The sequence below is a fragment of the Aureibaculum marinum genome, from assembly GCF_003813905.1.
Lineage (GTDB): Bacteria > Bacteroidota > Bacteroidia > Flavobacteriales > Flavobacteriaceae > Aureibaculum > Aureibaculum marinum.
Map to the genome: position 1 here is coordinate 139,637 of NZ_RPFJ01000001.1, position 22,757 is coordinate 162,393.

A 22,757-nucleotide genomic window follows, 5' to 3' on the forward strand; every position below is an offset into this window, starting at 1 on the left:
CATTGCTTTAGAAACAACACCCACTATTTAACTAACTAACTCAAATAATATATTTGCAAATTTAAGGTATAAAAATTATCCATATGTTAATTTACTATTAAACAAATTTAAGATATTGTTAATTATTGTTAAGTTTAAATTTATTACAGTGTAAAAGGCTAAATCAAAAAAAACTTATTTTTTACATACCAATTACTTATTTAATTAGTTAAACTAAAATTAGTCAAAAAAAATGAGCATTGCTTTAGAAACAATACTCATTATTTAACTAACTAACTCAAATAATATATTGACAAATTTAAGGCAGAATAATTATCTATATGTTAATTTACTATTAAACAAATTTAAGATATTGTTAAATCTTTTTAAGATTTAAAAACCTGACAATTTTTCTAATGATATCATTAAGTTCGTTATTTTTGTGAAATGCAATTTGAACTTAAATCTGAATTTAAACCTACTGGAGATCAACCAGAAGCAATCCGACAACTTACAAAGTCTATTAAGGCTAATGAAAAGTATCAAACACTTTTAGGTGTTACTGGTTCGGGTAAAACGTTTACTATTGCTAATGTTGTTGAAAATATTCAACGACCTACTTTAATATTGGCTCACAACAAAACGTTGGCAGCTCAACTATATACTGAATTTAAGCATTTTTTTCCGAATAATGCTGTTGAATATTTCGTTTCATATTACGATTATTATCAGCCAGAAGCTTATATTCCATCTAGTGGATTGTATATTGAAAAAGATTTATCAATTAATGATGATATTGAACGTCTGAGATTAAGTACAACGTCTTCTCTACTATCTGGTCGTAGAGACGTTTTGGTTGTGGCTTCTGTTTCTTGCTTATATGGTATTGGAAACCCCATTGAATTTAAAAAGAATGTTATTCAGATAGAAGTTGATCAGAAAATTGCTCGAACTAAATTTTTACACCAACTTGTTACAAGCTTATATTCAAGAACTGAATTTGAAGTTAAAAGTGGAACTTTTAAAGTAAAAGGTGATACCATAACAATTTTTCCTTCTTATGGTGATTATGGATATCGTGTTCATTTTTTTGGTGATGAAATTGAAGAAATAGAAAGTTTTGATATTGTTAACAATCAAGTTATAGAAAAGTTTGATCAATTGACTATTTATCCAGCCAATTTATTTGTTACCTCTCCTGATGTATTGCAAAATGCCATTCATCAAATTCAAGAAGATATGGTAAAACAAGTCAATTATTTTAAAGAAATTGGAAAACCTCTAGAAGCTAAACGCTTAAAAGAAAGAACCGAATTTGATCTTGAAATGATTAGAGAGCTTGGCTACTGTAGTGGAATTGAAAATTATTCTCGTTATCTTGATGGAAGACAACCAGGAACAAGACCTTTCTGTTTATTAGATTATTTTCCTGATGATTATTTAATGGTTGTCGATGAAAGTCATGTTACCATTCCTCAAACACATGCAATGTATGGTGGTGATCGTTCTAGAAAAGAAAATTTAGTTGAATATGGTTTCAGATTGCCCGCTGCCATGGATAACCGACCTTTAAAATTTGAGGAATTTGAAGCCATTCAAAATCAAGTTATTTATGTAAGTGCTACTCCGGCAGATTACGAACTTCAAAAAACTGAAGGCGTTTTTGTAGAACAAGTTATTCGTCCTACTGGTTTGTTAGACCCCGAAATTGAAATTAGACCCAGTTTAAATCAAATTGATGATTTAATTGAAGAAATTCAGTTACGTGTAGAAAAAGACGAACGAACATTAGTGACAACATTAACCAAGCGAATGGCTGAAGAATTGACTAAATACCTGAGCCGAATACATATCCGTTGTCGCTACATACATAGTGATGTTGACACATTAGAACGTGTAGAAATTATGCAACATTTACGTAAAGGACTATTTGATGTTTTAGTAGGAGTTAACTTATTACGAGAAGGATTGGATTTACCCGAAGTATCTTTAGTTGCTATTTTAGATGCCGATAAAGAAGGTTTTTTAAGAAGTCATAGGTCTTTAACTCAAACCGTAGGTAGAGCCGCAAGAAATGTTAATGGTAAGGCAATAATGTATGCCGATAAAATTACCAAAAGCATGCAATTAACTATTGATGAAACAAATAGAAGACGTACAAAGCAAATAGCTTATAACACTAAACATAACATTACACCAACACAAATAAAAAAGAGCTTAGACGATAGTTTAAGTAAAAACAATATCAGTTCTTTCCATTATGATGCCGCAGCAACAAAAGCAGCCGAAGAAGATTTAGAATACATACCAAAACCAGAAATTGAAAAACGCATTAGAGACTGTCAAAAAAAGATGGAAGAAGCAGCTAAAGCTTTAGATTTTCTAGTTGCTGCTCAATTAAGAGATCAAATAAAAGCATTGAAAGAGCAATTGTAAAATTAAACTTCAATGAATTGTAGTAATTCTAAGTCTTTTACTATAACTAATTCTCTATAGCTTTAATAAATTAAACTACATATTGATTCTCACTATAAAAACATTACACTTATAGCTTATTAAGCCAGACAAATAAAATTTAATAACACTAAACTTAAATACACTAACAATTAACAGTTACATGTAAAATCATACAATTAATACGGTAAATTTTACACAAAATAAGTTGTTTATTGATAAATAATTTTAAATTAGTAACCATTTTTAAATTCAAATTCTAAAAAAATAATCATGACTCCAACAATTATAGTAATCGCAATTGTTATTTTGCTTGCCGTTTTTCTTATTAATGTTTTTAATCGTTTTGTAAAAAATAAAAATGTAGTAAAAGACGGCTGGAGTAATATTGACGTCGCTCTAAAACGTCGTTATGATTTAATTCCCAACTTGGTAGAAACTGTAAAAGGATATGCAAAACATGAAAAATCAACTTTAGAAGATGTAATAAATGCCCGTAATGCAGCAATGTCTACTCCATCAGAAGACATTAATGCTAAAATAAAAGCTGAAAACCAATTGCAACAAACCTTACGCAGTATTTTTGCTCTAAGTGAAGCTTATCCTGACTTAAAAGCCAATGCTAATTATTTAGATTTACAAGAAAAATTAAACACCATAGAAGAAAATCTTGAAAGAAGTCGCCGCTATTACAATGGCACAGTAAGGGAAAACAACACTTATGGAGAAAGTTTTCCTGGTGTTTTATTTGCAGGAATATTTAACTATCAACATTTTGACTATTTTGAAGCAGATGAGGCTAGTAGAGAGAATGTTAAAGTAGATTTTTCTTGAAAATTTATCTATTTTTTAATGTAATAAAATCTTTATGAAGAAAATCTTCTCAATACTTTTTATCGTTTTTTTCACTTCTTTAAGCATTGCCCAAGATTTTACGGTAAACAATTATTCTGTAGATATTTACATAAATAAAGAAGGCTATTTTGATGTAGTAGAAAACTATGATTTAAATTTTGAAATTCACAAACACGGAATTTACAGAACAATTATTACCGATTACAACCTATTAACTTCTCAAGGAACTGAAGAAAATAGAAAAATAAAAATTAGCAATATTGATGTTCCAAACCATAAGTTTGAAAAACCATTTGATTTTGAGCAAAAATTAAGTAAATCTTTAAATATAAAAATTGGTGATAAAAATAAAACCGTTATTGGTCCTCAACACTATCAAATAAAATATCGTGTACATAATGCTTTTCTATTTGAAGAAAATCATATTAACTTTTATTGGAATATAAAACCCGATGGATGGTCTGCCGATTTTCACAATATTGATTTTAACATTCATCTTCCAGAAAACATAATCTTAAATGATAATAGTTACTTTGTGTATTCCGGTAATACAGGTTTAACATCTCCAAGCGATCAATTTGAATTATCGTATGCCAACCATGTTATTTCTGGTAAAAGTAAAGAGAATTTCATCTCATATCCAGGTCAAAGTGTTACCGTATTACTAAATCTGCCAAAAAATTCTGTAAAAGAAGTGAAACCACTTTGGCCTTTTTGGAATAATTATGGTTGGTTATCTATAGTAATAGCACTTATTGGTGGATTTTACAGTGTTTGGAAAAAATATGGTAAAGATAAAGATGTGGTAACCACTATAAGTTATTACTCTCCTGACAATATTGACCCTGCTATGGCAGGATTCTTAATCAATGATAGAGATGATAGTTCTGACATCATATCACTTTTACCTTATTGGGGAGCTAATGGATATCTAAGAATAGAAGAAATTCCTAAAAGTGGTTTATTTGGTTCATCAGATACGAAATTAATTAAATTAAAACCTTTGCCAGAAACAGCTACAGCTTATGAAAAAAAAATATTTAATGGGCTTTTTGATAATGCTGGATATCAACTCAGTAGTAGAGGTAAAACATCAAATTTAATAAATAAAATATTTGGTCAAGAAGAAGCTGTACTAAAACCAAATGAGATATTGGTTAGTAGCTTAGAAGATTCTTTTTATACAACCATGAATAGTGCTCGGAGTATTTTAAGAAAAAAAGCTCAACCTTATTACGAAGCTAAATCTAAAAAAATTAGAAACTATACTTATCTTGTTCTCATTCTTATGGCTTTTCCCTTAGGTATTCTTGGTTTAATTTTTTGGGGCCCCATAGCAACTATAGCGATAGTAGTTACTAGTGTTTTTTTAATTTTTATGAATACCTTTATGATTAAGAAAAATGCAAAAGGAAATAAGGTACTCTCTGAATTAAAAGGCTTTAAGCAATTTATAAAAATAGCTGAAGAAAATAAATTAAAAATGTTATTAAAAGAAGATCCTAGCTATTTTGAAACTACAATGGGATATGCTTTAGCATTTGGTTTGTTTAACAGCTGGGCAAAAAAATTTGATGCTTTAAATTTATCTCCTCCTAATTGGTATAGTTCATCTACAGGTCAAAGCCTTTCTATGAATAATTTCTCTAAATCCTTTTCTGGAGTAATGTCCAACGTAAAATCTACAATGGTTAGTGCACCTTCTAGTAGTGGAAGTGGTTCTTCTTCTGGGGGTGGATTTTCTGGTGGAGGATTTGGCGGCGGCGGCGGTGGTAGTTGGTAAAAGATAAAGCCATCTTTAATAATTATAATTTTTTTCGTATTATCGTAACTTAATTAATACCAATTCAACTAATAACTCAATTAAAAATCAATGAAAAAACTATTTTCTCTTATTGCAGTTACACTTTTGCTAGTAAGCTGTAGTTCAAAAAAAACAACTACTACGGTAGAAAAACCTGTTAAAACTGTAGCAGATTATGCCAAAACAATTACTGCTAAAGAATTAAAAGAAGCTCTGTATATCTATGCTTCTGACGAATACGAAGGCCGTGACACTGGCGAGCCTGGACAAAAAAAAGCCGTTGAATTTCTAAAAAAGCATTATGTAGATTTAAATATTCCTAGTGCTTTACCTAACAACCAATACTTTCAAGAAGTACCTTTAGAAAAAACTGGTTCTCCTGTTGTTAACTTAAAAGTAAATAATAAAGAATATAAATCTGTAAGCGATTTTATCTCTTTTTCTGGAAGCAATGGAACTTTAGTGTCTGATGAAATTGTTTATGTTGGTTATGGAATTGAAGATGAAAAATATTCAAGCTATGATGGAATTGATGTGAAAGATAAAATTGTTTTATATAAAAACGGTGAGCCTAAAGATAAATCTGGTAATTATATTATTTCTGGAACTGAAAAAAGTACTGGAAAATGGTCAAATTTCAGAGAAGAAATTCGTTCTAAAAGAGAGGTTGCCTTAAAGAAAGGAGCTAAAGGAATTCTATATTACAATCCTGATGTTTACAGTAGAATGGCTCAACGTTTTGGACATAGTAGAGCAAGATTAGCTCTTAAAGAAAATGAAACTAAAGAAACACCCGATGAAGTTCATTTTATACTTATAAATACAGGATTAGCTGAAGCTCTAATTAGCGATATTTCAACTAATGATAAAGCTGCAGCAATAAAAGTTCCTGTAACCTTAGATTATAAAACTAATAAAGAGGATATTTTTTCTGAAAACGTTGTTGCTTATATTAAAGGTTCTGAAAAACCAGAAGAATATATTATAATTTCTGCACATTTAGATCACGTTGGTATTACTGACGGAAAAATTTATAATGGTGCCGACGATGATGGTTCTGGTACCGTTTCTATACTTGAAATTGCTGAAGCATTTAAAATTGCTGAAAAAGAAGGCCATGCACCAAAAAGATCTGTAGTTTTTCTTCATGTAACAGGCGAAGAAAAAGGATTATTAGGTTCTAGATATTATACTGATATGGCCCCTGTTTTTCCATTAGAAAATACAGTTGCCAATTTAAATATTGATATGATTGGCCGTACAGATCCAAAAAGAACAGAAGGTGACAGAAACTATGTTTATTTAATTGGAAGTGACAAGCTTAGCACAGAGCTACACAATATTTCTGAAGAAGTAAATAAAAAATACACAAACATAGAACTAGATTATAAATATAATGACGAAAATGATCCTAATAGATTTTATTACCGTTCTGATCATTATAATTTTGCTAAAAACAACATTCCTGTAATTTTTTACTTTAATGGAACTCATGATGATTATCATCAACATACTGATACCCCTGATAAAATTGAATACGATTTATTAGAAAATAGATCTCGTCTTATTTTTCATACCGCATGGGAATTAGCTAACCGAGATAAACGTATTGTTGTTGATAAAGCAACAGAATAATTCTCTGATTTAATAGCACACTCTTAAAACTTGTGCATAAAAAACCGCTTAAAAACCTTGTTGTTGTAACAAGGTTTTTTTTATGCTTTAAATTAGAGTAAATTTGAAACTTATAGATTGAAAAAATGAAAACAGCAACCGTTACTGAACTTAAAAGAGAATTAAAATATAAATCTAGTGATGAACTTTTAAACCTCTGTTTAACATTATCTAAGTTTAAAAAAGAAAATAAAGAATTATTAACCTATCTATTGTTTGAGGCTTCAGACGAAGATACTTTTATTTCAAATGTACAAAATGAAGCTTCTCTTTTATTTAGCCAAATAAATACCTCAAGTTATTTTTATATAAAAAAAAGTGTTCGGAAAATTTTAAGAATAATAAAAAAATATATTCGCTACTCAAAAAAGAAAGAAACTGAGGTTGAACTGTTATTACATTTCTGTAAACAACTAAAAAATTTAAACCCTCCAATAGAAAGAAATACAAGTTTGTTAAATATTTATGATAGACAAATACTAATAATTAAAAAAGTAATTGGTAATTTACACGAAGATTTACAATACGATTATACGCTAGAATTAGAAGGTTTAGTTTAAAAAACAAAAAAATATGCCCTTACTTCAAAAAGAATTATCGTTTTTAGAAAAGTCATTTGATAATTCAGACAAACTAGCAGCTTCCATTTCATCTAACAATGTATCTTGGCATATAGATCATTGTTTAAAAGTTATTACTAAGGTTTGTAGTTCTTTAATTTCATCTAATGCTTCTGAATATAAATGGAAATTTAATAAGTGGCGGTTTGTAATTTTTTTAAAAGGTTCAATTCCTAGGGGAAAAGCAAAATCTCCAAAACAAGTACTTCCTCCTGAAAACATAAAAATTAAAGATTTAAAAATACAATTAAAAGAGGTAAAATTATTGTTGAAAACTGTTGAACAATTGCCCTTAAAAAATTATTTTAATCATCATATTTTAGGAAAATTACACTTAAAAAAGACCATCCGATTTTTAGAAATTCATACCAATCACCATATAAAAATAATTAAAGACATAGTAAAAAACTAAAAGAGAATATTTATTAATAAATTTAGCGACAATACTTAACCTTATTTTACTTTATGAAAACATATCATATTCTTATCATACTAATTCTTATTAGTTGTACAAACAAAAAAGAAAATACGAACGACAAATTACCCGAAACGAAAAACAACATTTCATTTTTTGTAGGTACTTATACAGACACTAAAAGTGAAGGTATTTATACTTATTCTCTTTCAGAAGATGGTAACATTAATAAAATTGGATTGGCTGCAAAAAGTAAAAACCCCTCATTTTTAACTAAATCAGCTGATGGCAAAATTCTATTAGCAGTTAACGAACTTAACTCTGTTAATGGTATGGGCACTGTAGAGTCTTATAAAATTTTAGGAGATAGTTTAGTTTTAATAAGTCAACAATCTTCTGGAGGTGCTCACCCTTGTTTTATTGCTGTAAATGATAAAGGCTATGTACTAACTGCAAATTATTCTAGTGGAAATATTGGATTATTAAAAATAAACACATCAGGACATTTGTCTGAACTATTAGACACTCAAGAGCACAATAGTAGTAACCATGGTAAAGAAAATATGAATGCTCATGCTCATTCTGCGTACTTTTCTGAAAATAACACGTTTATCTCTGCTGATTTAGGCACTAATGAAATTTGGTTTTCTACTATCAATAATACAAACAACAAGATAGAAGTAAATGAACCTTCAACATTAAAAATATCTGGTCCAAATCCAGGGCCAAGACATATAGCTTTTCATCCTAAACAAAATTGGATGTATATAATTAATGAGTTAAACAGTACAATAACATTAATAAAAAAGGATAAAGATAAAAATTACAAAATTGACAGTACATTTTCAACCTTACCAGATGGTTTTAAAGGAGAAAGCTTTTGTGCAGATATTCATATTTCTAATGATGGGAAGTTTTTATATGGTTCTAATCGAGGACATAACAGTATTGCTATCTTTAAAATTAATCAAGAATCTGGTGCTTTAAAATCTATTGGATTTACCTCTGTAAAAGGCGACTGGCCAAGAAATTTTGCTCTATCTCCAGATAATAATTTTTTACTTGTTGCCAATCAACGTTCAGAAAATATTGTATCGTTTAAAAGAGATACTGCAACAGGACTTTTGACTTTTATAGAAGAAATTAAGGTCCCCTCCCCTGTGTGCATTTTGTTCTGAACTCATTAAAATAAAAATCCCGCCTATTGGCGGGACATTATTTTACTTTTTCAATTTCATTTTCATATTATCATCTAATTTCCTTTCTTAAAATCAGCTAAAAATTTAGCCAATCCAATATCTGTTAACGGATGATTTAATAATCCATCAATAGCACTAAGTGGCCCAGTCATAACATCAGCACCAATTTTAGCACAATCCATTATATGCATAGTATGTCTAATAGATGCTGCTAATATTTGTGTTTCAAAACCGTAATTATCATAAATTAATCTAATTTCTTGAATTAAACCAAGGCCATCAGTAGAAATATCATCTAAACGTCCAATAAAAGGAGACACGTATGTAGCACCAGCTTTTGCTGCCAATAATGCTTGGCCTGCTGAAAAAACTAATGTACAATTTGTTTTAATACCTTTATCAGAAAAATATTTTATTGCTTTAACACCTTCTTTTATCATTGGAACTTTTACCACAATTTGAGGATGCAATTTAGCAAGTGCCTCTCCTTCTTTTATCATTCCTTCAAAATCAGTAGAAATAACTTCTGCACTTACATCACCATCAACAATATCGCAAATAGCTTTGTAATGATTGATAATATTTTCATGTCCAGTAATTCCCTCTTTAGCCATTAGAGATGGATTGGTAGTTACACCATCTAAAACACCTAAATCTTGAGCTTCTTTTATTTGGTCTAAATTTGCAGTATCTATAAAAAATTTCATTATTTATTCTCTTTATTAGTTTAAGTAAACAAATATAATGCTTCCTTAAAATTTGCTTATTATGATAACGGTTAACTTATTAACATATTACTAAGACTTAGATCTATATCTAAAAAATAAATATAAAAACTTAATTCATCTGTTGACGGATAGCATTAAAAGTGAAATAATATCAGGTTACTATTAAAAACCTTAAAAAGGTGTTTAAATCTATAGTTTATAATGATTCATCAACAACTTTTCATACCAAGTATCAGGAAGAACTCTTTTTAATACAATTGAAAATTTTTCAAGAAAACCACCCACTTTATAATGGATTTTAGGGTTATTTTTTTGAATAATCTTATATACAGCATTTGCCATAACTTGAGGATTTAATCCATTATCGACATGTGTATCCATTAAGGCTAAATTTTCAGCATATTTTTCTTTGTAGGCTGAATTTTCAAAAACAGGAGTATGATATCTACCTGCAGCTATATTTGTAGCAAAATCACCTGGAGCTACATTGGTAATAGTTATTCCAAATTGCTTCACTTCCATACGTGTAGCTTCTGTTACAACTTCCAACGCTCCTTTACTTGCAGAATAAATTCCGCGAAAAGGCAATCCCATATATCCAGCAATAGAAGTTACATTAATAATTAAACCAGATTTCTGTTGACGCATTTGGGGTAAAACTGCTTTCATTACATCTATAGGACCAAATAAATTTGTATTAAAAACACGACGTATTTCATCTGTAGGAGTGTCTTCAATTGGACCAGTAATACCCATTCCTGCATTATTAATAAGTACATCTAGCCTACCTTCATTTTTTAAAATTGTAGCCATAGCAGTTTTTATGGTATCAACTTCAAGCACATTCAATGGCAACATTTTAACACCATTTATTTCTTCTTTTTTAGGAGTACGGCTTGTACCATAAACCACCATTCCCTTTTGACATAAATTTTCTGCAATACTTTTACCTATACCCGATGAAGCTCCGGTAACTAAAACGATTTTTGACATACTTTTCTATTAAATCGCAAATGTAAGAAATAAATAAGTGAGGTATTTTTTGAAATTCTAAATTTATGAAGCCCTTTTTATCTTTAATAAAATTAAATAAAAAAGGGTAAGCGATCTACATCACACCGCTACGACCTAATACCTTTGCTGCATTCCTGCCCTGGAGGATTCAAAGGGAGCTGGTTGTGTAGGACTTACCCACGGCAAAAATACAATCATTTTATGAGTTTGCAAGGTTTTTTACTAAAATTTTAATCTTAAAAAAATAAGATACTAACTCTTAAATATTTATATTTGCTCAACCTTTTAAAATAAACTAACCATGGAAAATCAAAATAAACCAAGCAAAAAAAATATAATGATAAACTACGGTTTACTATTAGGTTTTTTTGGAATTTTAACTAATGTAATTAATTACGCATTTGGTGATATATACAAACCTCATTGGTCTATAAATGTAATTAATATTATTGCTATGATAGCAGCAATAATATTAGGTATTAAAGAGTATAAAAAACAAAATGGAGGATTTTTGACTATAGCTCAAGGACTTAAAACTGGCGTAGGTATTGCTTTAATATCTGCAATTGTTTCTGCCATCTACATTTTTGTGTTTGCCAAATTTATTGAACCTGATTTTGTTGAAAATATAGTAGAAATTCAAAGACAAAAGCTCTTAGAAAATCCAAATATGCCAGAAGAAATGATTGACACTTTTGGAGAAAATACTAGAAAATATTTTTATCCCTATACTATTGGAGTAACTTTGGTATTTAGTATTTTTATGGGTTTTATAGTTTCTTTAATTGCCTCATTAGTAATGCAAAAGAAAGAAGAATAAAATTAAAAACTTTCATTAAACTATGAACATTTCAGTAGTAATTCCACTACTTAACGAAGATGAATCATTAAACGAATTACACGATTGGATTGTAAAAGTTATGCAAGCCAATCAATTTAGTTACGAAATTATCTTTATTGACGATGGTAGCACCGATAATTCTTGGCAGGTAATTGAACAATTGTCAAAAAAAAATACCTCAGTAAAAGGGCTACGGTTTCAACAGAATTATGGCAAATCTCAAGCTTTAAATGCTGGGTTTAAAATTGCAAAAGGTAAAGTAGTAATTACTATGGATGCTGATTTACAAGATAGTCCTGATGAAATACCTGAATTATATAAACAGATAACTGAAAATGACTTAGATTTAGTTTCTGGTTGGAAAAAGAAACGTTACGATTCTAAAATTAGAAAAAATTTACCTTCTAAATTATTTAATGCCGCTGCTAGAAAAACTTCAGGCTTAAAACTTCACGACTTTAATTGTGGCCTTAAAGCATATAAAAAAGAAGTGATTAAAAGTATTGATGTCTACGGAGAAATGCATCGCTATATTCCTGTTTTAGCTAAAAATGAAGGTTTTCAAAAAATTGATGAAAAAGTAGTACAACATCAAGCTAGAAAATATGGAACCACAAAATTTGGAATGGATCGGTTTATCAATGGATTTCTAGATTTAATTACCATTTGGTTTTTGTCAAAATTTGCAAAACGCCCAATGCATTTATTTGGTTTTTTAGGAAGCTTCATGTTTTTTATTGGATTCTGTTTTGCTCTTTATTTAGGCATTGATAAATTATTTTTTAATCCTGTTGGAAGATTACTCACTGACAGACCTCAATTTTACGCTTCGATTGTTGCAATGATTATTGGTACTCAATTATTCTTAGCTGGATTTTTAGGTGAGCTTATTCTCCGATCTAAACGAAATGATGCTAGGTATAAAATTAGTATGGAAGTTGGACAAAATAATAACTAAACAATCGTCAAGTTATTTTTAGTGTTATTTATACCTATTGATTAAAAAATTATTGCAATCAATGTAATAAACACTATCTATTACTAGTATTTTGTAAACTCTTACCATATCTCACCTACCTAATCAGAGCTCTTTTTCTATATTGATTTTTAAATCCTAAATCTTTTAATCATTCAATAAATCATTATCTTTGTTTAAAAATATATTTTATGAGCAGTCAAGAAATACTAGAAAAGGCCAAACAATGGGTAGATGCACCTTTTGATACTAATACACAGAAAGAAGTACAACAATTAATTGATAATGATATTCAAAACTTAACTGAAAGTTTTTATAAAGATTTAGAATTCGGTACAGGTGGTATGCGTGGAATCATGGGAGTTGGAACTAATCGTATTAATAAATATACCCTAGGTCGAGCAACTCAAGGTTTAGCTAATTATTTACAACAAAATTTTCCAACTAAAGATTTAAGTGTAGCTATTGCGTTTGACTGCCGTCATAATAGCAATACTCTAGCTAAAATAGTTGCAGATGTACTTACTGCAAATGGTATTAAAGCTCTTTTATTTGACGATTTAAGAACAACACCTGAACTTTCTTTTGCCGTTAGACATTTAAAATGTGATGCCGGTATTGTCTTAACAGCTTCTCATAATCCACCAGAATATAATGGGTATAAAGTATATTGGAATGACGGTGGACAAATTGTACCTCCACATGATAAAAAAATAATTGATGAAGTTGCAGCGGTTAATTTCGATAAGATAAAATTTGAAGCAAACGAAAATTTATTAACAATAATTGGTAAAGAAGTTGATGAAGCCTTCCATAAAGCCTCTTTAGCTAATGGAACGTTTAATACTCCTGGCCGTAATAAGTTAAAAATAGTATTTACATCGTTACATGGCACTTCTATAATGTCAGTTCCAAAAGTTTTAAAAATGGCTGGTTTTAAAGATGTTCATATTGTAAAAGAACAAAAGAAACCTGATGGAGATTTTCCAACTGTAGCGTCTCCAAATCCTGAAGAACCTGCAGCATTAAAAATGGCAACTGACCTTGCTGAAAAAATAGGAGCAGATATTGTAATTGGTACAGATCCTGATTCAGATAGATTAGGAATTGCCGTTAGAAATTTAGAAGGTAAATTGACCTTGCTAAATGGAAATCAAACCATGGCCATAATGACTGACTATTTAATAAAACAATGGCACGAAAACGGAAAACTTAATGGAAATCAATTTGTTGCAACTACTATTGTATCTACAAATTTAATACATGATATTGCTCAAAGTTATAATGTTGAGTCTAAAACCTGTTTAACAGGATTTAAATGGATTGCGAAATTAATTAGAGATGTAGAAGGTGTTCAAGAATTTATAGGCGGTGGTGAAGAAAGCTTTGGTTATATGGTAGGCGATTTTATTCGTGATAAAGATGCTGTAACAGCTACCCTATTGGCATGTGAAATTGCAGCTCATATGAAAAATAACAATTCTTCAATCTATAAAGAGTTATTAAATATTTTTGCTAAACATGGTTACTACAAAGAGCATTTAATTTCATTAACCAAAAAAGGTATGGATGGAGCTCAACAAATAAGTCAAATGATGGTTGATTTACGTAAAAACCCTCTTAAAACTATTGACGGATCTCCTGTAGCGTATGTATTTGACTACCAATCTTCTGAACGTACAAATTTAATAACTGGAGAAAAAAGTACAATCGATTTACCAAAATCTAATGTACTTATCTATCAAACCGAAGATGGTACAAGAGTTGCTGCTAGACCTAGTGGAACAGAACCAAAAATTAAATTCTATTTTAGTGTAAATATGCCTTTAGAAAAAATTGAAAATTCTGTTAAAGTTGAGAAACTACTCACTCAAAAAATTGACAGAATTATCAAAGAGATGAAATTGAATTAATGGAGTATTTTAGAAAAATTATACGCTTTGCAAAACCTTATAAGTTATATGCAATTGGTAATATTATAGCAAACATATTCTATGCTCTGTTTGGGACATTAGCAATGGTATCTCTTTTTCCAATGCTTTCTGTTCTATTTGGAGAAACAGAACCTATTACCACCAAACCAGACTGGTCTACATCAGTTAACATTAAGGAATACGCAGAAAATTACTTGAACTATTTTGTGACATTAAAATCTCAAGAAGGAGAAGGTGATGCACTTATATACATGGTAGGTTTAGTTATAATTATGTTTTTTCTTAAAAACTTTTTTAGCTATTTGGCAATGTATTTTATTACCTTTTTACGCAATGGAGTACTTAAAGATTTAAGGAATGTACTTTATGATAAAACGATTGATTTACCTATATCTTTTTATTCAGAAAAGCGAAAAGGAGATACCATAGCAAGAATAACTTCTGATGTATTGGAAATACAACACTCTTTTTTATCTATTTTAGAATTAATAGTCAGAGAACCTCTTACCATTATTTTTACCATAATAACTATGGTTTTAATAAGTGCAAAATTGACCATATTTGTGTTTATTTTCTTACCCGTTTCAGGATTTTTAATATCATTAATTGGAAAATCTTTAAAAAGAAAATCTGATAAGGTTCAAAAAGAACAAGGGTATTTTCTATCCATTTTAGAAGAAACTCTTGGTGGTTTAAAAATCATAAAAGGGTTTAATGCTGAAAAAATATTTGGTACAAAATTTAGAGCCTCTACTTCTAGGTTTTATAAATTTTCAAATAGTTTATTAAACAGACAAAATTTAGCATCACCAACTAGCGAATTTTTAGGCATTACAGTTATTGGTATTTTATTATGGTATGGAGGACAAATGGTTTTGGTTGAAAAAACCCTTCAACCTGAACTTTTTATAACATATATGGGGTTAGCGTATCAAATTTTAACACCAGCAAAGGCAATTTCAAAAGCAAGCTATGGAGTTAAAAAAGGTAATGCAGCCGCTGAACGTATATTAGAAATTATTGAAACAGAAAATCCATTAAAAGACAAAGTAGATGCTATTGACAAAGATGGATTTAATTCTGAAATTAAATTTGAGAATATTTCATTTAAATATGAAAATGAGTTCGTTTTAAAAGATTTCTCATTAACAATTCCAAAAGGAAAAACTATAGCCCTTGTTGGACAGTCAGGTAGTGGAAAATCTACATTAGCAAATTTAATTACTCGATTTTATGATGTTAATTCAGGTCGTATTACAATTGATAATATCGATATAAAAGACTTAACAAAAAAATCACTCCGAGCACAATTAGGAATTGTAACTCAAGATGCCATTTTATTTAATGATACCATAAAAAATAATATGCTTTTAGGAGCTGAAAATGCCTCTGAAGAGGAAATAATTGAAGCCTTAAAAGTTGCCAATGCTTGGGAGTTTGTTAAGGAATTACCTTTAGGCATTGAAACAAATATAGGTGATGCAGGCGGAAAATTATCTGGTGGTCAAAAACAACGTTTAAGTATTGCTAGAGCTGTACTTAAAAATCCTCCAATAATGGTATTGGATGAAGCTACTTCTGCATTAGATACAGAATCAGAAAGAATGGTTCAAATAGCTTTGGAAAACATGATGAAAAACAGAACATCATTAGTTATTGCCCATCGCTTATCAACCATTCAAAAAGCTGATGCTATTGTTGTACTTCAAAAAGGTGAAATTATAGAACAAGGTAAACACCATGAATTGTTAGCTAAAAATGGCACCTATAAAAAGCTAGTACAAATGCAATCACTAGGCTAACCTTAAAAGTAAAAAAAGTATATGTATTAAAGCCTAAATTGTCAGTCTAAAACCTAAATTAAAAAACATTGAATACAATTATTGAAAGCCTAAAATGGCGATATGCCTGTAAAAAATTTGACAGAACCAAAAAAGTATCCAATGCTAAAATAGAAGTTTTATCAGAAGCTTTCAATTTAACGGCTACATCCTTTGGTTTACAACCCATAAAGATGCTAATTCTACAAGATAAAGAGTTGCAACACCAACTGATGACATATTCATTCAATCAACAGCAAATAAGTACAGCCTCACATGTTTTGATTATTTGCATAGAAGATTATTTTACTCAAGAAAAAATTGATAATTATTTTGATCTAGAGAAAAAAATTAGAGGTACATCTGAAGAAATATTAGGTAAATACAGAAAACAACTAAAAGATATTTTTGCTAATAAATCTACCATTGAGAAACAAGAATCTGCTATTAATCAAGCCTATATTGCTTTAGGAAATTTAATGACTGTTTGTGCATTAGAAAGAATAGATGCTTGCCCAATGGAAGGATTCAATGCTCAAAAATTTGACGAAATTTTAGAATTGAAAAAACAGAATTTAAAATCTGTTTTAATTTTACCAATAGGATATAGAGCTGATGATGATTTTATGAGTACCCTAAAAAAAGTAAGAAAACCAATGGAAGACACAGTAATAAAGATGTAGTAAAATTGCTTTACTAAAAGTACAGTACCCTAAAATACTACGCAATAAAAAAAGAACTTCTTAAACAACACAATAATGAATACAGAAATAAGAAATTTAGAACCAAAAGCTTTATGGAATAATTTTGCAGACTTAAATGCAGTGCCTAGAGCATCAAAAAAAGAAGAGAGAGTTATTCAATTTATGGTTGATTTTGGTAAAAAATTAGACTTACCTACCAAAGTAGATAAAGTTGGTAATGTAATTATAACCAAGCCTGCTACAAAAGGAATGGAAAATAGAAAAACCATAGTGCTACAATCTCATTTAGATATGGTACATCAAAAAAACAATGATACCAATTTCGATTTTGACACACAAGGTATAGCTATGACAATTGATGGAGATTGGGTCAAAGCCAAAGGAACAACTTTAGGTGCTGACAATGGACTTGGTGTAGCTACTATTATGAGTATTTTAGAAAGTAACGATATAGAACACCCTTCTATAGAAGCTCTTTTTACAATTGACGAAGAAACCGGTATGACAGGTGCAATGGGATTAGAAGCTGGATGGTTAAATGGTGAAATACTATTAAACTTAGATACAGAAGACGATGAAGAAATTGGCGTAGGTTGTGCAGGTGGAATTGATATCACAGCTTCTAAATCATATAATCCAGTAAAAACACCAGACAATGTAGAAGCTTTTAAAATTACCGTAAAAGGATTACAAGGTGGACATTCTGGTATGGATATTCATAAAGGTTTTGGTAATGCTAACAAACTTATGAATAGAATACTTACTGAAATAAAAAAAGTAGCATCTATTGCAGAAGTTGATGGTGGTGGACTACGAAATGCTATACCAAGAGAAAGCAATGCCATTATTGTTACAAATAATAAAGAGGAGTTTTCAACTCAATTTAATACCATTTCTAAAGCCATAACTGAAGAGTTTAAATCTATTGAAAAAGATATTGAAATCACATTTAAAAACTGTGAAAAACCTTCAAATATACTCTCAAAACAAGATCAAAATACGTTATTAAAAGTTATTTATGCCATTCACAATGGAGTTTTTAGAATGAGTCCTGATATTGATGATTTAGTAGAAACCTCAAACAATGTAGCTCGTGTATTGGTAAAAAATGGTGAAATTAAAATATTATGTTTAACCCGAAGCTCGGTAGAATCTGGTAAATATAATTTAGTAAATACAATTTCATCTGTTTTTGAACTCGCTCATTATTCTGTTAAAACATCAGGTACTTATCCTGGATGGAAACCTAATCCTGAATCTGATATTCTAAAAGTATTAGATAAAACATATCAAGATTTATTTGGTAAAAAACCAAATGTTATGGCTTGCCATGCAGGATTGGAATGTGGTATTTTAGGTAAAAATTATCCTGAAATGGATATGATTTCCTTTGGTCCAACTATAAAAGGGGCACATTCTCCTGATGAAAAAGCAAGTATCAGTTCCACCCAAAAATATTGGAAATTTGTACTGGAAATCTTAAAAAGAATACCTGTAAAAGGTTAAAATATAGAGAACACTATTAAATTCATATCATACTAAAAATCAGTTGTTATAAACAATAGTACTCAAAGTTAAGGATTACATTTTAACAACTTGCAGTACTAATTTCAATATTATGCTTATTTGTTAATGATTATTATGGACAATTGTGTATTTTAATCTTTTAAAAGATGAATTATACCTTATGAATTTACAAATTCAATATTTTAAAACTGAAGAAATTAATAGTTTAATTTCTTTTAGAAATAGCGAAAAAAAATTAGGAGAAAAATTACTAATTTCAAAAGATAGTAACTTAACTCATTTTAATGGCAAATTTGTCATTTTAGGCATTCCTGAAGATATTGGAATAAAAGCCAATAAAGGTATCGGCGGAGCTTCGAGTACTTTTAATACTTTTTTAAAAGCATTTGTAAATACTCAAAACACAGCAAATTTAGACGGAAATGAATTCCTTTTATTAGGTCACATTGGTACTGAACATTTAATGAAAAAAAGCCTAAATGCAGACATCAATACATTAAGAAATTTGACCGAAAAATTAGATAATTTGGTATTCCCTGTAATACAACACATTGTAAAGCACGGTAAAATACCTATTGTTATTGGAGGCGGCCATAACAATGCATTTCCAATCCTAAAAGGATGTTCTATAGCCTTAAACGCTCCAATAAACACTATAAATTTAGACGCTCATTCCGATTTTAGAATAGTTGAAGGAAGACATAGTGGTAATGGTTTTAGATATGCTTATAATGCAAAATATTTAAAAAAATATGCCATTTTAGGCCTACATGAAGCTTACAATAGTCAAAATATAATTGAAGAATTATCAAGAAATCCTGATTTTTTACCAATCTTTTTTGAAGATGTATTTTTAAGAAATAAAGAAACTTGGGAAGAAGCACAATGCAGAGCATTAACATTTGTAAAAGACAATAAGTTTGGTGTTGAATTAGACTTAGATTCTCTGCAAAACACCTTGAGTAGTGCATGGACACCAGTGGGAATTTCAACACTACAGACTTTAAATTATCTCTATACTTGTGGTAAAGAAAAACAAGTTTGCTATCTTCATTTAACAGAAGCCATAGCTGAAAGAACAGATGGTTTTAAGAATCCGCTTGTTGGTAAATTATTATCTTATTTAGTTCAGTCTTTCTGTAAAGGCGTATTAGAAAATTAATACTTAACTTTTAAGTAAATTATATTTATATATATAAAAATTCAGAGTGTCAAAGATTGGACTCTAACACTCTGAATTTAAAAGTATAGGTTAAAATTTATAATTTTTCTAACTCATAACCAAAATCTTTTCCTTTTCTTACTTGTGATACACCTTGGGTCATCCATTTTGGAGCCGGAGCTCCTTTTAAATAATGATCAAAAAATTGCATCATTCTAATAGAAAGATCTTGTCTGTTTTTTTGTTTTCTTAAATTATGAGCCTCATCATTATAAACAAGCAACCATACAGGTTTATTCAATCGTCTCATACCCATAAACATTTCTATACCTTGATAATAAGGAACTGCCCCATCAGCATCATTATGCATAATTAGCAATGGAGTTTCAATATTAGGTATGCCAAATAATGGAGAATTTTCAATATACAAATCAAAGCCATCCCATAAGTTTTTTCCTATTCTACTTTGAGTTTTTTCATACTGAAAAGCTCTACTTAATCCACTTTGCCAACGAATTCCTCCATAAGCAGATGTCATATTAGCAACAGGTGCTCCAGCCATAGCTGCCTTAAATTTATTAGTTTTAGTTACTAAATATGCTACTTGATAACCTCCCCAACTTTGGCCTTGAATAGCCATATTATCACTATCTACATAGCCTAACTTTTCAACAGCTTCAACACCAGAAACAATACAGTTGTAAGCACTTTCTCCTGGTTTTCCGTCTTTATATACAATATCTGGAACAAAAACAACATATCCATTACTTACCAAATAACTCATATTTACAGTTGATGCACTAGGTCTTGGCATGTGATAACTATTTAAATTATCACTACGTTTTTCATAGAAATAACTAATCATAGGATACTTTTTAGTAGCATCAAAATTTTCAGGTTTATAAATTATACCATCCAATTTTGTTCCATCATATGCAGTCCAGCTAAATTTTTCTGAAGTTCCCCATAAAAAATCTTTTTGTTGAGGATTAGCATCTGTAATTTTTTTAGACTTTCTTCCATCAAAATAATACAAATCTGGAAAAGTTTGAAAATCTTCTTTTTCATACAAAAGTATATCCTTTTCTTTGGCCTTTACAAACCCGCCTAAAATCATATTACCAGCATTTAAAATAATCTTTTTTCTATAGTTTTTAGGATTAAGTCCGTACAGTGTATTTGTTTTGTTTGTTTTATCAAAAGCATCAATAAGCCACATGTTTTTATAGTAGGTAACTTCATTACGCTTTTCGTAATCCAACCTCAAGGCTCTATATTCAATATTTTTAGTACGTCCGTCTTTAGTAATATTTATTGGTTTTTTAACTCCAGATAAATCTACTTTCCAAATATCAAATTGATCATTTAACAAAGCAAAACCTTCTTTATCAAAACCTCCAAAGCCATAAGAGCCAGGAGCCGCAGGATGATCATCTTCAACATCATAAAAAGGCACTCCTAATCCTTCTGTTAAATTATTTTTCTGATTATTAGTTAAGTTTAAAGCCCACCAATGTTGACTTTTACTATCAAAATAAACTGCATAATTACCATCAGGAGATAATGTAGGGCGTCTGACTGCACCTTTAAGAGCTAATTCTTTTTCTCCAGTTTCTGTATTAATAATATAATAATCAGACAACCATGGATAATCCCATGAACGTGAAACATCATAAGGACTAGATGTAGAGCCCAAAATATATTTTTGTTCTCTATCTTGATCTAGCATAACATTCTCTAAAGATTCATCATGCAACTGAATTATTTTATCATTTTCCAAATCTAAGAAAGATAAATAGGCTTTATCTTTTAACGCTTTTAACTTAGACTTTTGTTCTGGTTGAATTAATTTATCTTTATAATTCCAAACATCAACTTCTGGAATTTCTTCTTTTAATAATGTAGTATCAATATTAAACTTTACTTCTGGTTTAGAATAAAAATAAAGTCGTTTAGAGTTTTTTGAAAAATATGGGGTTTGAGCTGCACTTAGCTCCCAACCTTTCAATAATCCTTTACCTAAAGTATCTGTAACTTGCTTTTTAGCATTATTAACCACATAAAACAACTCGTATTTTAGAGAATCTTTACTCACAGAATCTTTAGCTGACAAATATGCAAGACGAGTTCCTTTTTTGTCAATTGCCAATCGGTCATAAGCATATCTTCCGGTATCAATAACTTTTTCTGCTCCATTTTCGAAATCGTATTTAAAAACACCTAAGTCTCCTTTTTTCTTTGGTTTTGTTTTAGTAAAAAACAAGGCTTGGGCTTCCTCTGCTAATTGAAAGGATTTAATATGAAAAATAGTATCAGAAATTCTATTTTTCAGATTGTAAACCAATGCATAATCTGATTCTAAAGCAGGATTTTTCTTCTTTTTAGCACCTTTCTTCTTTTCTTTTGGTTCTTTAATACTATCTTTTTTAGTCTCGGTTGTATCTTTTTTTGGTTTTAAATCTTTAAACTTTTCAATAATCAACCAATTATCATATTTTTTAGGAATATCAAAACTTTTTACTCTTAATACGCTATCAACAATTCTATTTAATCTTACGTCATAAATAAAAAGCTTATTTTTAGACATTTCATCTTTTTTCAACTTCTTCTTCTTTTCAAACCTTACAAGCTCATAATCAGGTTTTTGAAAGAAGACGATGTAATTATTATCATTAGATATTTGGGCTCTCTGTCCATTATGGAATTTTATTGTTTTACCCGTTTTAGAATTATAAATACTTAGGTAACCATCTCCTCTACCAGTGGCCGTTGAAACAGTTGTAACAACCAACTGACCATTATCTGTAATTTGCGGGCTTCCTATATTTTTCCACAAATCATAATCATCATGAGTGAGGCTTCTTTTTTGCTGAGTGTAACTGAATGTAAAACTGAATAGAAGTACTATTAAAATAATTTTTTTTAACATAATAATTGGGGTTAATTAAAGCATAAATATACAATTTTAACTAAATCTACGAAGTAAAGATTTTACAATTGTAAGCATTTATAAATATATTTATTACAAAACTTATTGATGTTTATTCAAAA

17 protein-coding genes and 1 other RNA gene are annotated in these 22,757 nt (G+C 29.6%); 14 read left to right on the forward strand and 4 right to left on the reverse strand.

The features are described 5' to 3' along the window. Nucleotides 1-426 precede the first annotated feature (426 nt). The 7 genes from uvrB (at nt 427) to EGM88_RS00635 (ending at nt 8,979) form a co-directional block, all read left to right on the forward strand. Nucleotides 427-2,415: an excinuclease ABC subunit UvrB gene (uvrB, locus tag EGM88_RS00605; protein WP_123895940.1), complete on the forward strand. Its 1,989-nt coding sequence runs from the start codon at nt 427-429 to the stop codon at nt 2,413-2,415. A 291-nt stretch (nt 2,416-2,706) separates the two neighbouring features. Then, nucleotides 2,707-3,267 carry a LemA family protein gene (locus EGM88_RS00610; RefSeq protein ID WP_123895941.1) on the forward strand — a complete coding sequence of 187 codons (561 nt, stop codon included), beginning with the start codon at nt 2,707-2,709 and terminating at the stop codon, nt 3,265-3,267. Between the two features lie 34 nt (nt 3,268-3,301). Then, on the forward strand, nt 3,302-5,071 hold the full coding sequence (locus EGM88_RS00615; protein WP_123895942.1) for a DUF2207 domain-containing protein: 1,770 nt from the start codon (nt 3,302-3,304) through the stop codon (nt 5,069-5,071). 90 nt (nt 5,072-5,161) lie between these two features. Beyond that, nucleotides 5,162-6,727 carry a M28 family metallopeptidase gene (locus tag EGM88_RS00620; RefSeq protein WP_123895943.1) on the forward strand — a complete coding sequence of 522 codons (1,566 nt, stop codon included), beginning with the start codon at nt 5,162-5,164 and terminating at the stop codon, nt 6,725-6,727. Between the two features lie 125 nt (nt 6,728-6,852). Next, on the forward strand, nt 6,853-7,326 hold the full coding sequence (locus tag EGM88_RS00625; RefSeq protein ID WP_123895944.1) for a hypothetical protein: 474 nt from the start codon (nt 6,853-6,855) through the stop codon (nt 7,324-7,326). A 13-nt stretch (nt 7,327-7,339) separates the two neighbouring features. Continuing rightward, complete coding sequence (locus EGM88_RS00630; protein WP_123895945.1) at nt 7,340-7,798, forward strand: DUF1569 domain-containing protein; 459 nt, start codon at nt 7,340-7,342, stop codon at nt 7,796-7,798. Between the two features lie 53 nt (nt 7,799-7,851). Further along, nucleotides 7,852-8,979 carry a lactonase family protein gene (locus tag EGM88_RS00635; protein ID WP_123895946.1) on the forward strand — a complete coding sequence of 376 codons (1,128 nt, stop codon included), beginning with the start codon at nt 7,852-7,854 and terminating at the stop codon, nt 8,977-8,979. Between the two features lie 74 nt (nt 8,980-9,053). Here the strand turns inward: EGM88_RS00635 and fsa are convergent, their stop codons facing one another. From fsa to ffs, 3 genes are all read right to left on the reverse strand, one after another. Then, nucleotides 9,054-9,707 carry a fructose-6-phosphate aldolase gene (fsa, locus tag EGM88_RS00640; RefSeq protein ID WP_123895947.1) on the reverse strand — a complete coding sequence of 218 codons (654 nt, stop codon included), beginning with the start codon at nt 9,705-9,707 and terminating at the stop codon, nt 9,054-9,056. 210 nt (nt 9,708-9,917) lie between these two features. Beyond that, nucleotides 9,918-10,721 carry an SDR family oxidoreductase gene (locus EGM88_RS00645; RefSeq protein ID WP_123895948.1) on the reverse strand — a complete coding sequence of 268 codons (804 nt, stop codon included), beginning with the start codon at nt 10,719-10,721 and terminating at the stop codon, nt 9,918-9,920. A 101-nt stretch (nt 10,722-10,822) separates the two neighbouring features. After that, an RNA gene (ffs, locus tag EGM88_RS00650) (signal recognition particle sRNA small type) lies at nt 10,823-10,921 on the reverse strand. 122 nt (nt 10,922-11,043) lie between these two features. Between ffs and EGM88_RS00655 the strand changes: the two genes are divergently transcribed. The 7 genes from EGM88_RS00655 (at nt 11,044) to EGM88_RS00685 (ending at nt 19,706) form a co-directional block, all read left to right on the forward strand. Continuing rightward, entirely contained in the window at nt 11,044-11,562 is a 519-nt protein-coding gene (locus EGM88_RS00655) for a DUF4199 domain-containing protein (protein WP_123895949.1), read from the forward strand. A 22-nt stretch (nt 11,563-11,584) separates the two neighbouring features. Beyond that, nucleotides 11,585-12,541: a glycosyltransferase family 2 protein gene (locus EGM88_RS00660; protein WP_123895950.1), complete on the forward strand. Its 957-nt coding sequence runs from the start codon at nt 11,585-11,587 to the stop codon at nt 12,539-12,541. 209 nt (nt 12,542-12,750) lie between these two features. Further along, the gene (locus EGM88_RS00665) at nt 12,751-14,472 is read left to right on the forward strand and encodes a phospho-sugar mutase (RefSeq protein ID WP_123895951.1); all 1,722 of its coding nucleotides are present in this window, start codon (nt 12,751-12,753) and stop codon (nt 14,470-14,472) included. Continuing rightward, complete coding sequence (locus EGM88_RS00670; protein ID WP_123895952.1) at nt 14,472-16,295, forward strand: ABC transporter ATP-binding protein; 1,824 nt, start codon at nt 14,472-14,474, stop codon at nt 16,293-16,295. The genes EGM88_RS00665 and EGM88_RS00670 overlap by 1 nt, the downstream gene beginning before the upstream one ends. Nucleotides 16,296-16,363: 68 nt before the next feature. Beyond that, on the forward strand, nt 16,364-16,996 hold the full coding sequence (locus EGM88_RS00675; protein WP_123895953.1) for an NAD(P)H-dependent oxidoreductase: 633 nt from the start codon (nt 16,364-16,366) through the stop codon (nt 16,994-16,996). 75 nt (nt 16,997-17,071) lie between these two features. Then, nucleotides 17,072-18,523: an aminoacyl-histidine dipeptidase gene (locus EGM88_RS00680; protein WP_123895954.1), complete on the forward strand. Its 1,452-nt coding sequence runs from the start codon at nt 17,072-17,074 to the stop codon at nt 18,521-18,523. A 181-nt stretch (nt 18,524-18,704) separates the two neighbouring features. Continuing rightward, the gene (locus tag EGM88_RS00685) at nt 18,705-19,706 is read left to right on the forward strand and encodes a formimidoylglutamase (protein WP_123895955.1); all 1,002 of its coding nucleotides are present in this window, start codon (nt 18,705-18,707) and stop codon (nt 19,704-19,706) included. Between the two features lie 97 nt (nt 19,707-19,803). Here the strand turns inward: EGM88_RS00685 and EGM88_RS00690 are convergent, their stop codons facing one another. Beyond that, complete coding sequence (locus EGM88_RS00690; RefSeq protein ID WP_123895956.1) at nt 19,804-22,635, reverse strand: S9 family peptidase; 2,832 nt, start codon at nt 22,633-22,635, stop codon at nt 19,804-19,806. Nucleotides 22,636-22,757: the final 122 nt, after the last annotated feature.

Coding starts and splice junctions, on each gene's coding strand:
- uvrB (WP_123895940.1), top strand. CDS start 427: ATGCAATTTGAACTTAAATCTGAATTTAAACCTACTGGAGATCAACCA.
- EGM88_RS00610 (WP_123895941.1), top strand. CDS start 2,707: ATGACTCCAACAATTATAGTAATCGCAATTGTTATTTTGCTTGCCGTT.
- EGM88_RS00615 (WP_123895942.1), top strand. CDS start 3,302: ATGAAGAAAATCTTCTCAATACTTTTTATCGTTTTTTTCACTTCTTTA.
- EGM88_RS00620 (WP_123895943.1), top strand. CDS start 5,162: ATGAAAAAACTATTTTCTCTTATTGCAGTTACACTTTTGCTAGTAAGC.
- EGM88_RS00625 (WP_123895944.1), top strand. CDS start 6,853: ATGAAAACAGCAACCGTTACTGAACTTAAAAGAGAATTAAAATATAAA.
- EGM88_RS00630 (WP_123895945.1), top strand. CDS start 7,340: ATGCCCTTACTTCAAAAAGAATTATCGTTTTTAGAAAAGTCATTTGAT.
- EGM88_RS00635 (WP_123895946.1), top strand. CDS start 7,852: ATGAAAACATATCATATTCTTATCATACTAATTCTTATTAGTTGTACA.
- fsa (WP_123895947.1), bottom strand. CDS start 9,707: ATGAAATTTTTTATAGATACTGCAAATTTAGACCAAATAAAAGAAGCT.
- EGM88_RS00645 (WP_123895948.1), bottom strand. CDS start 10,721: ATGTCAAAAATCGTTTTAGTTACCGGAGCTTCATCGGGTATAGGTAAA.
- EGM88_RS00655 (WP_123895949.1), top strand. CDS start 11,044: ATGGAAAATCAAAATAAACCAAGCAAAAAAAATATAATGATAAACTAC.
- EGM88_RS00660 (WP_123895950.1), top strand. CDS start 11,585: ATGAACATTTCAGTAGTAATTCCACTACTTAACGAAGATGAATCATTA.
- EGM88_RS00665 (WP_123895951.1), top strand. CDS start 12,751: ATGAGCAGTCAAGAAATACTAGAAAAGGCCAAACAATGGGTAGATGCA.
- EGM88_RS00670 (WP_123895952.1), top strand. CDS start 14,472: ATGGAGTATTTTAGAAAAATTATACGCTTTGCAAAACCTTATAAGTTA.
- EGM88_RS00680 (WP_123895954.1), top strand. CDS start 17,072: ATGAATACAGAAATAAGAAATTTAGAACCAAAAGCTTTATGGAATAAT.
- EGM88_RS00685 (WP_123895955.1), top strand. CDS start 18,705: ATGAATTTACAAATTCAATATTTTAAAACTGAAGAAATTAATAGTTTA.
- EGM88_RS00690 (WP_123895956.1), bottom strand. CDS start 22,635: ATGTTAAAAAAAATTATTTTAATAGTACTTCTATTCAGTTTTACATTC.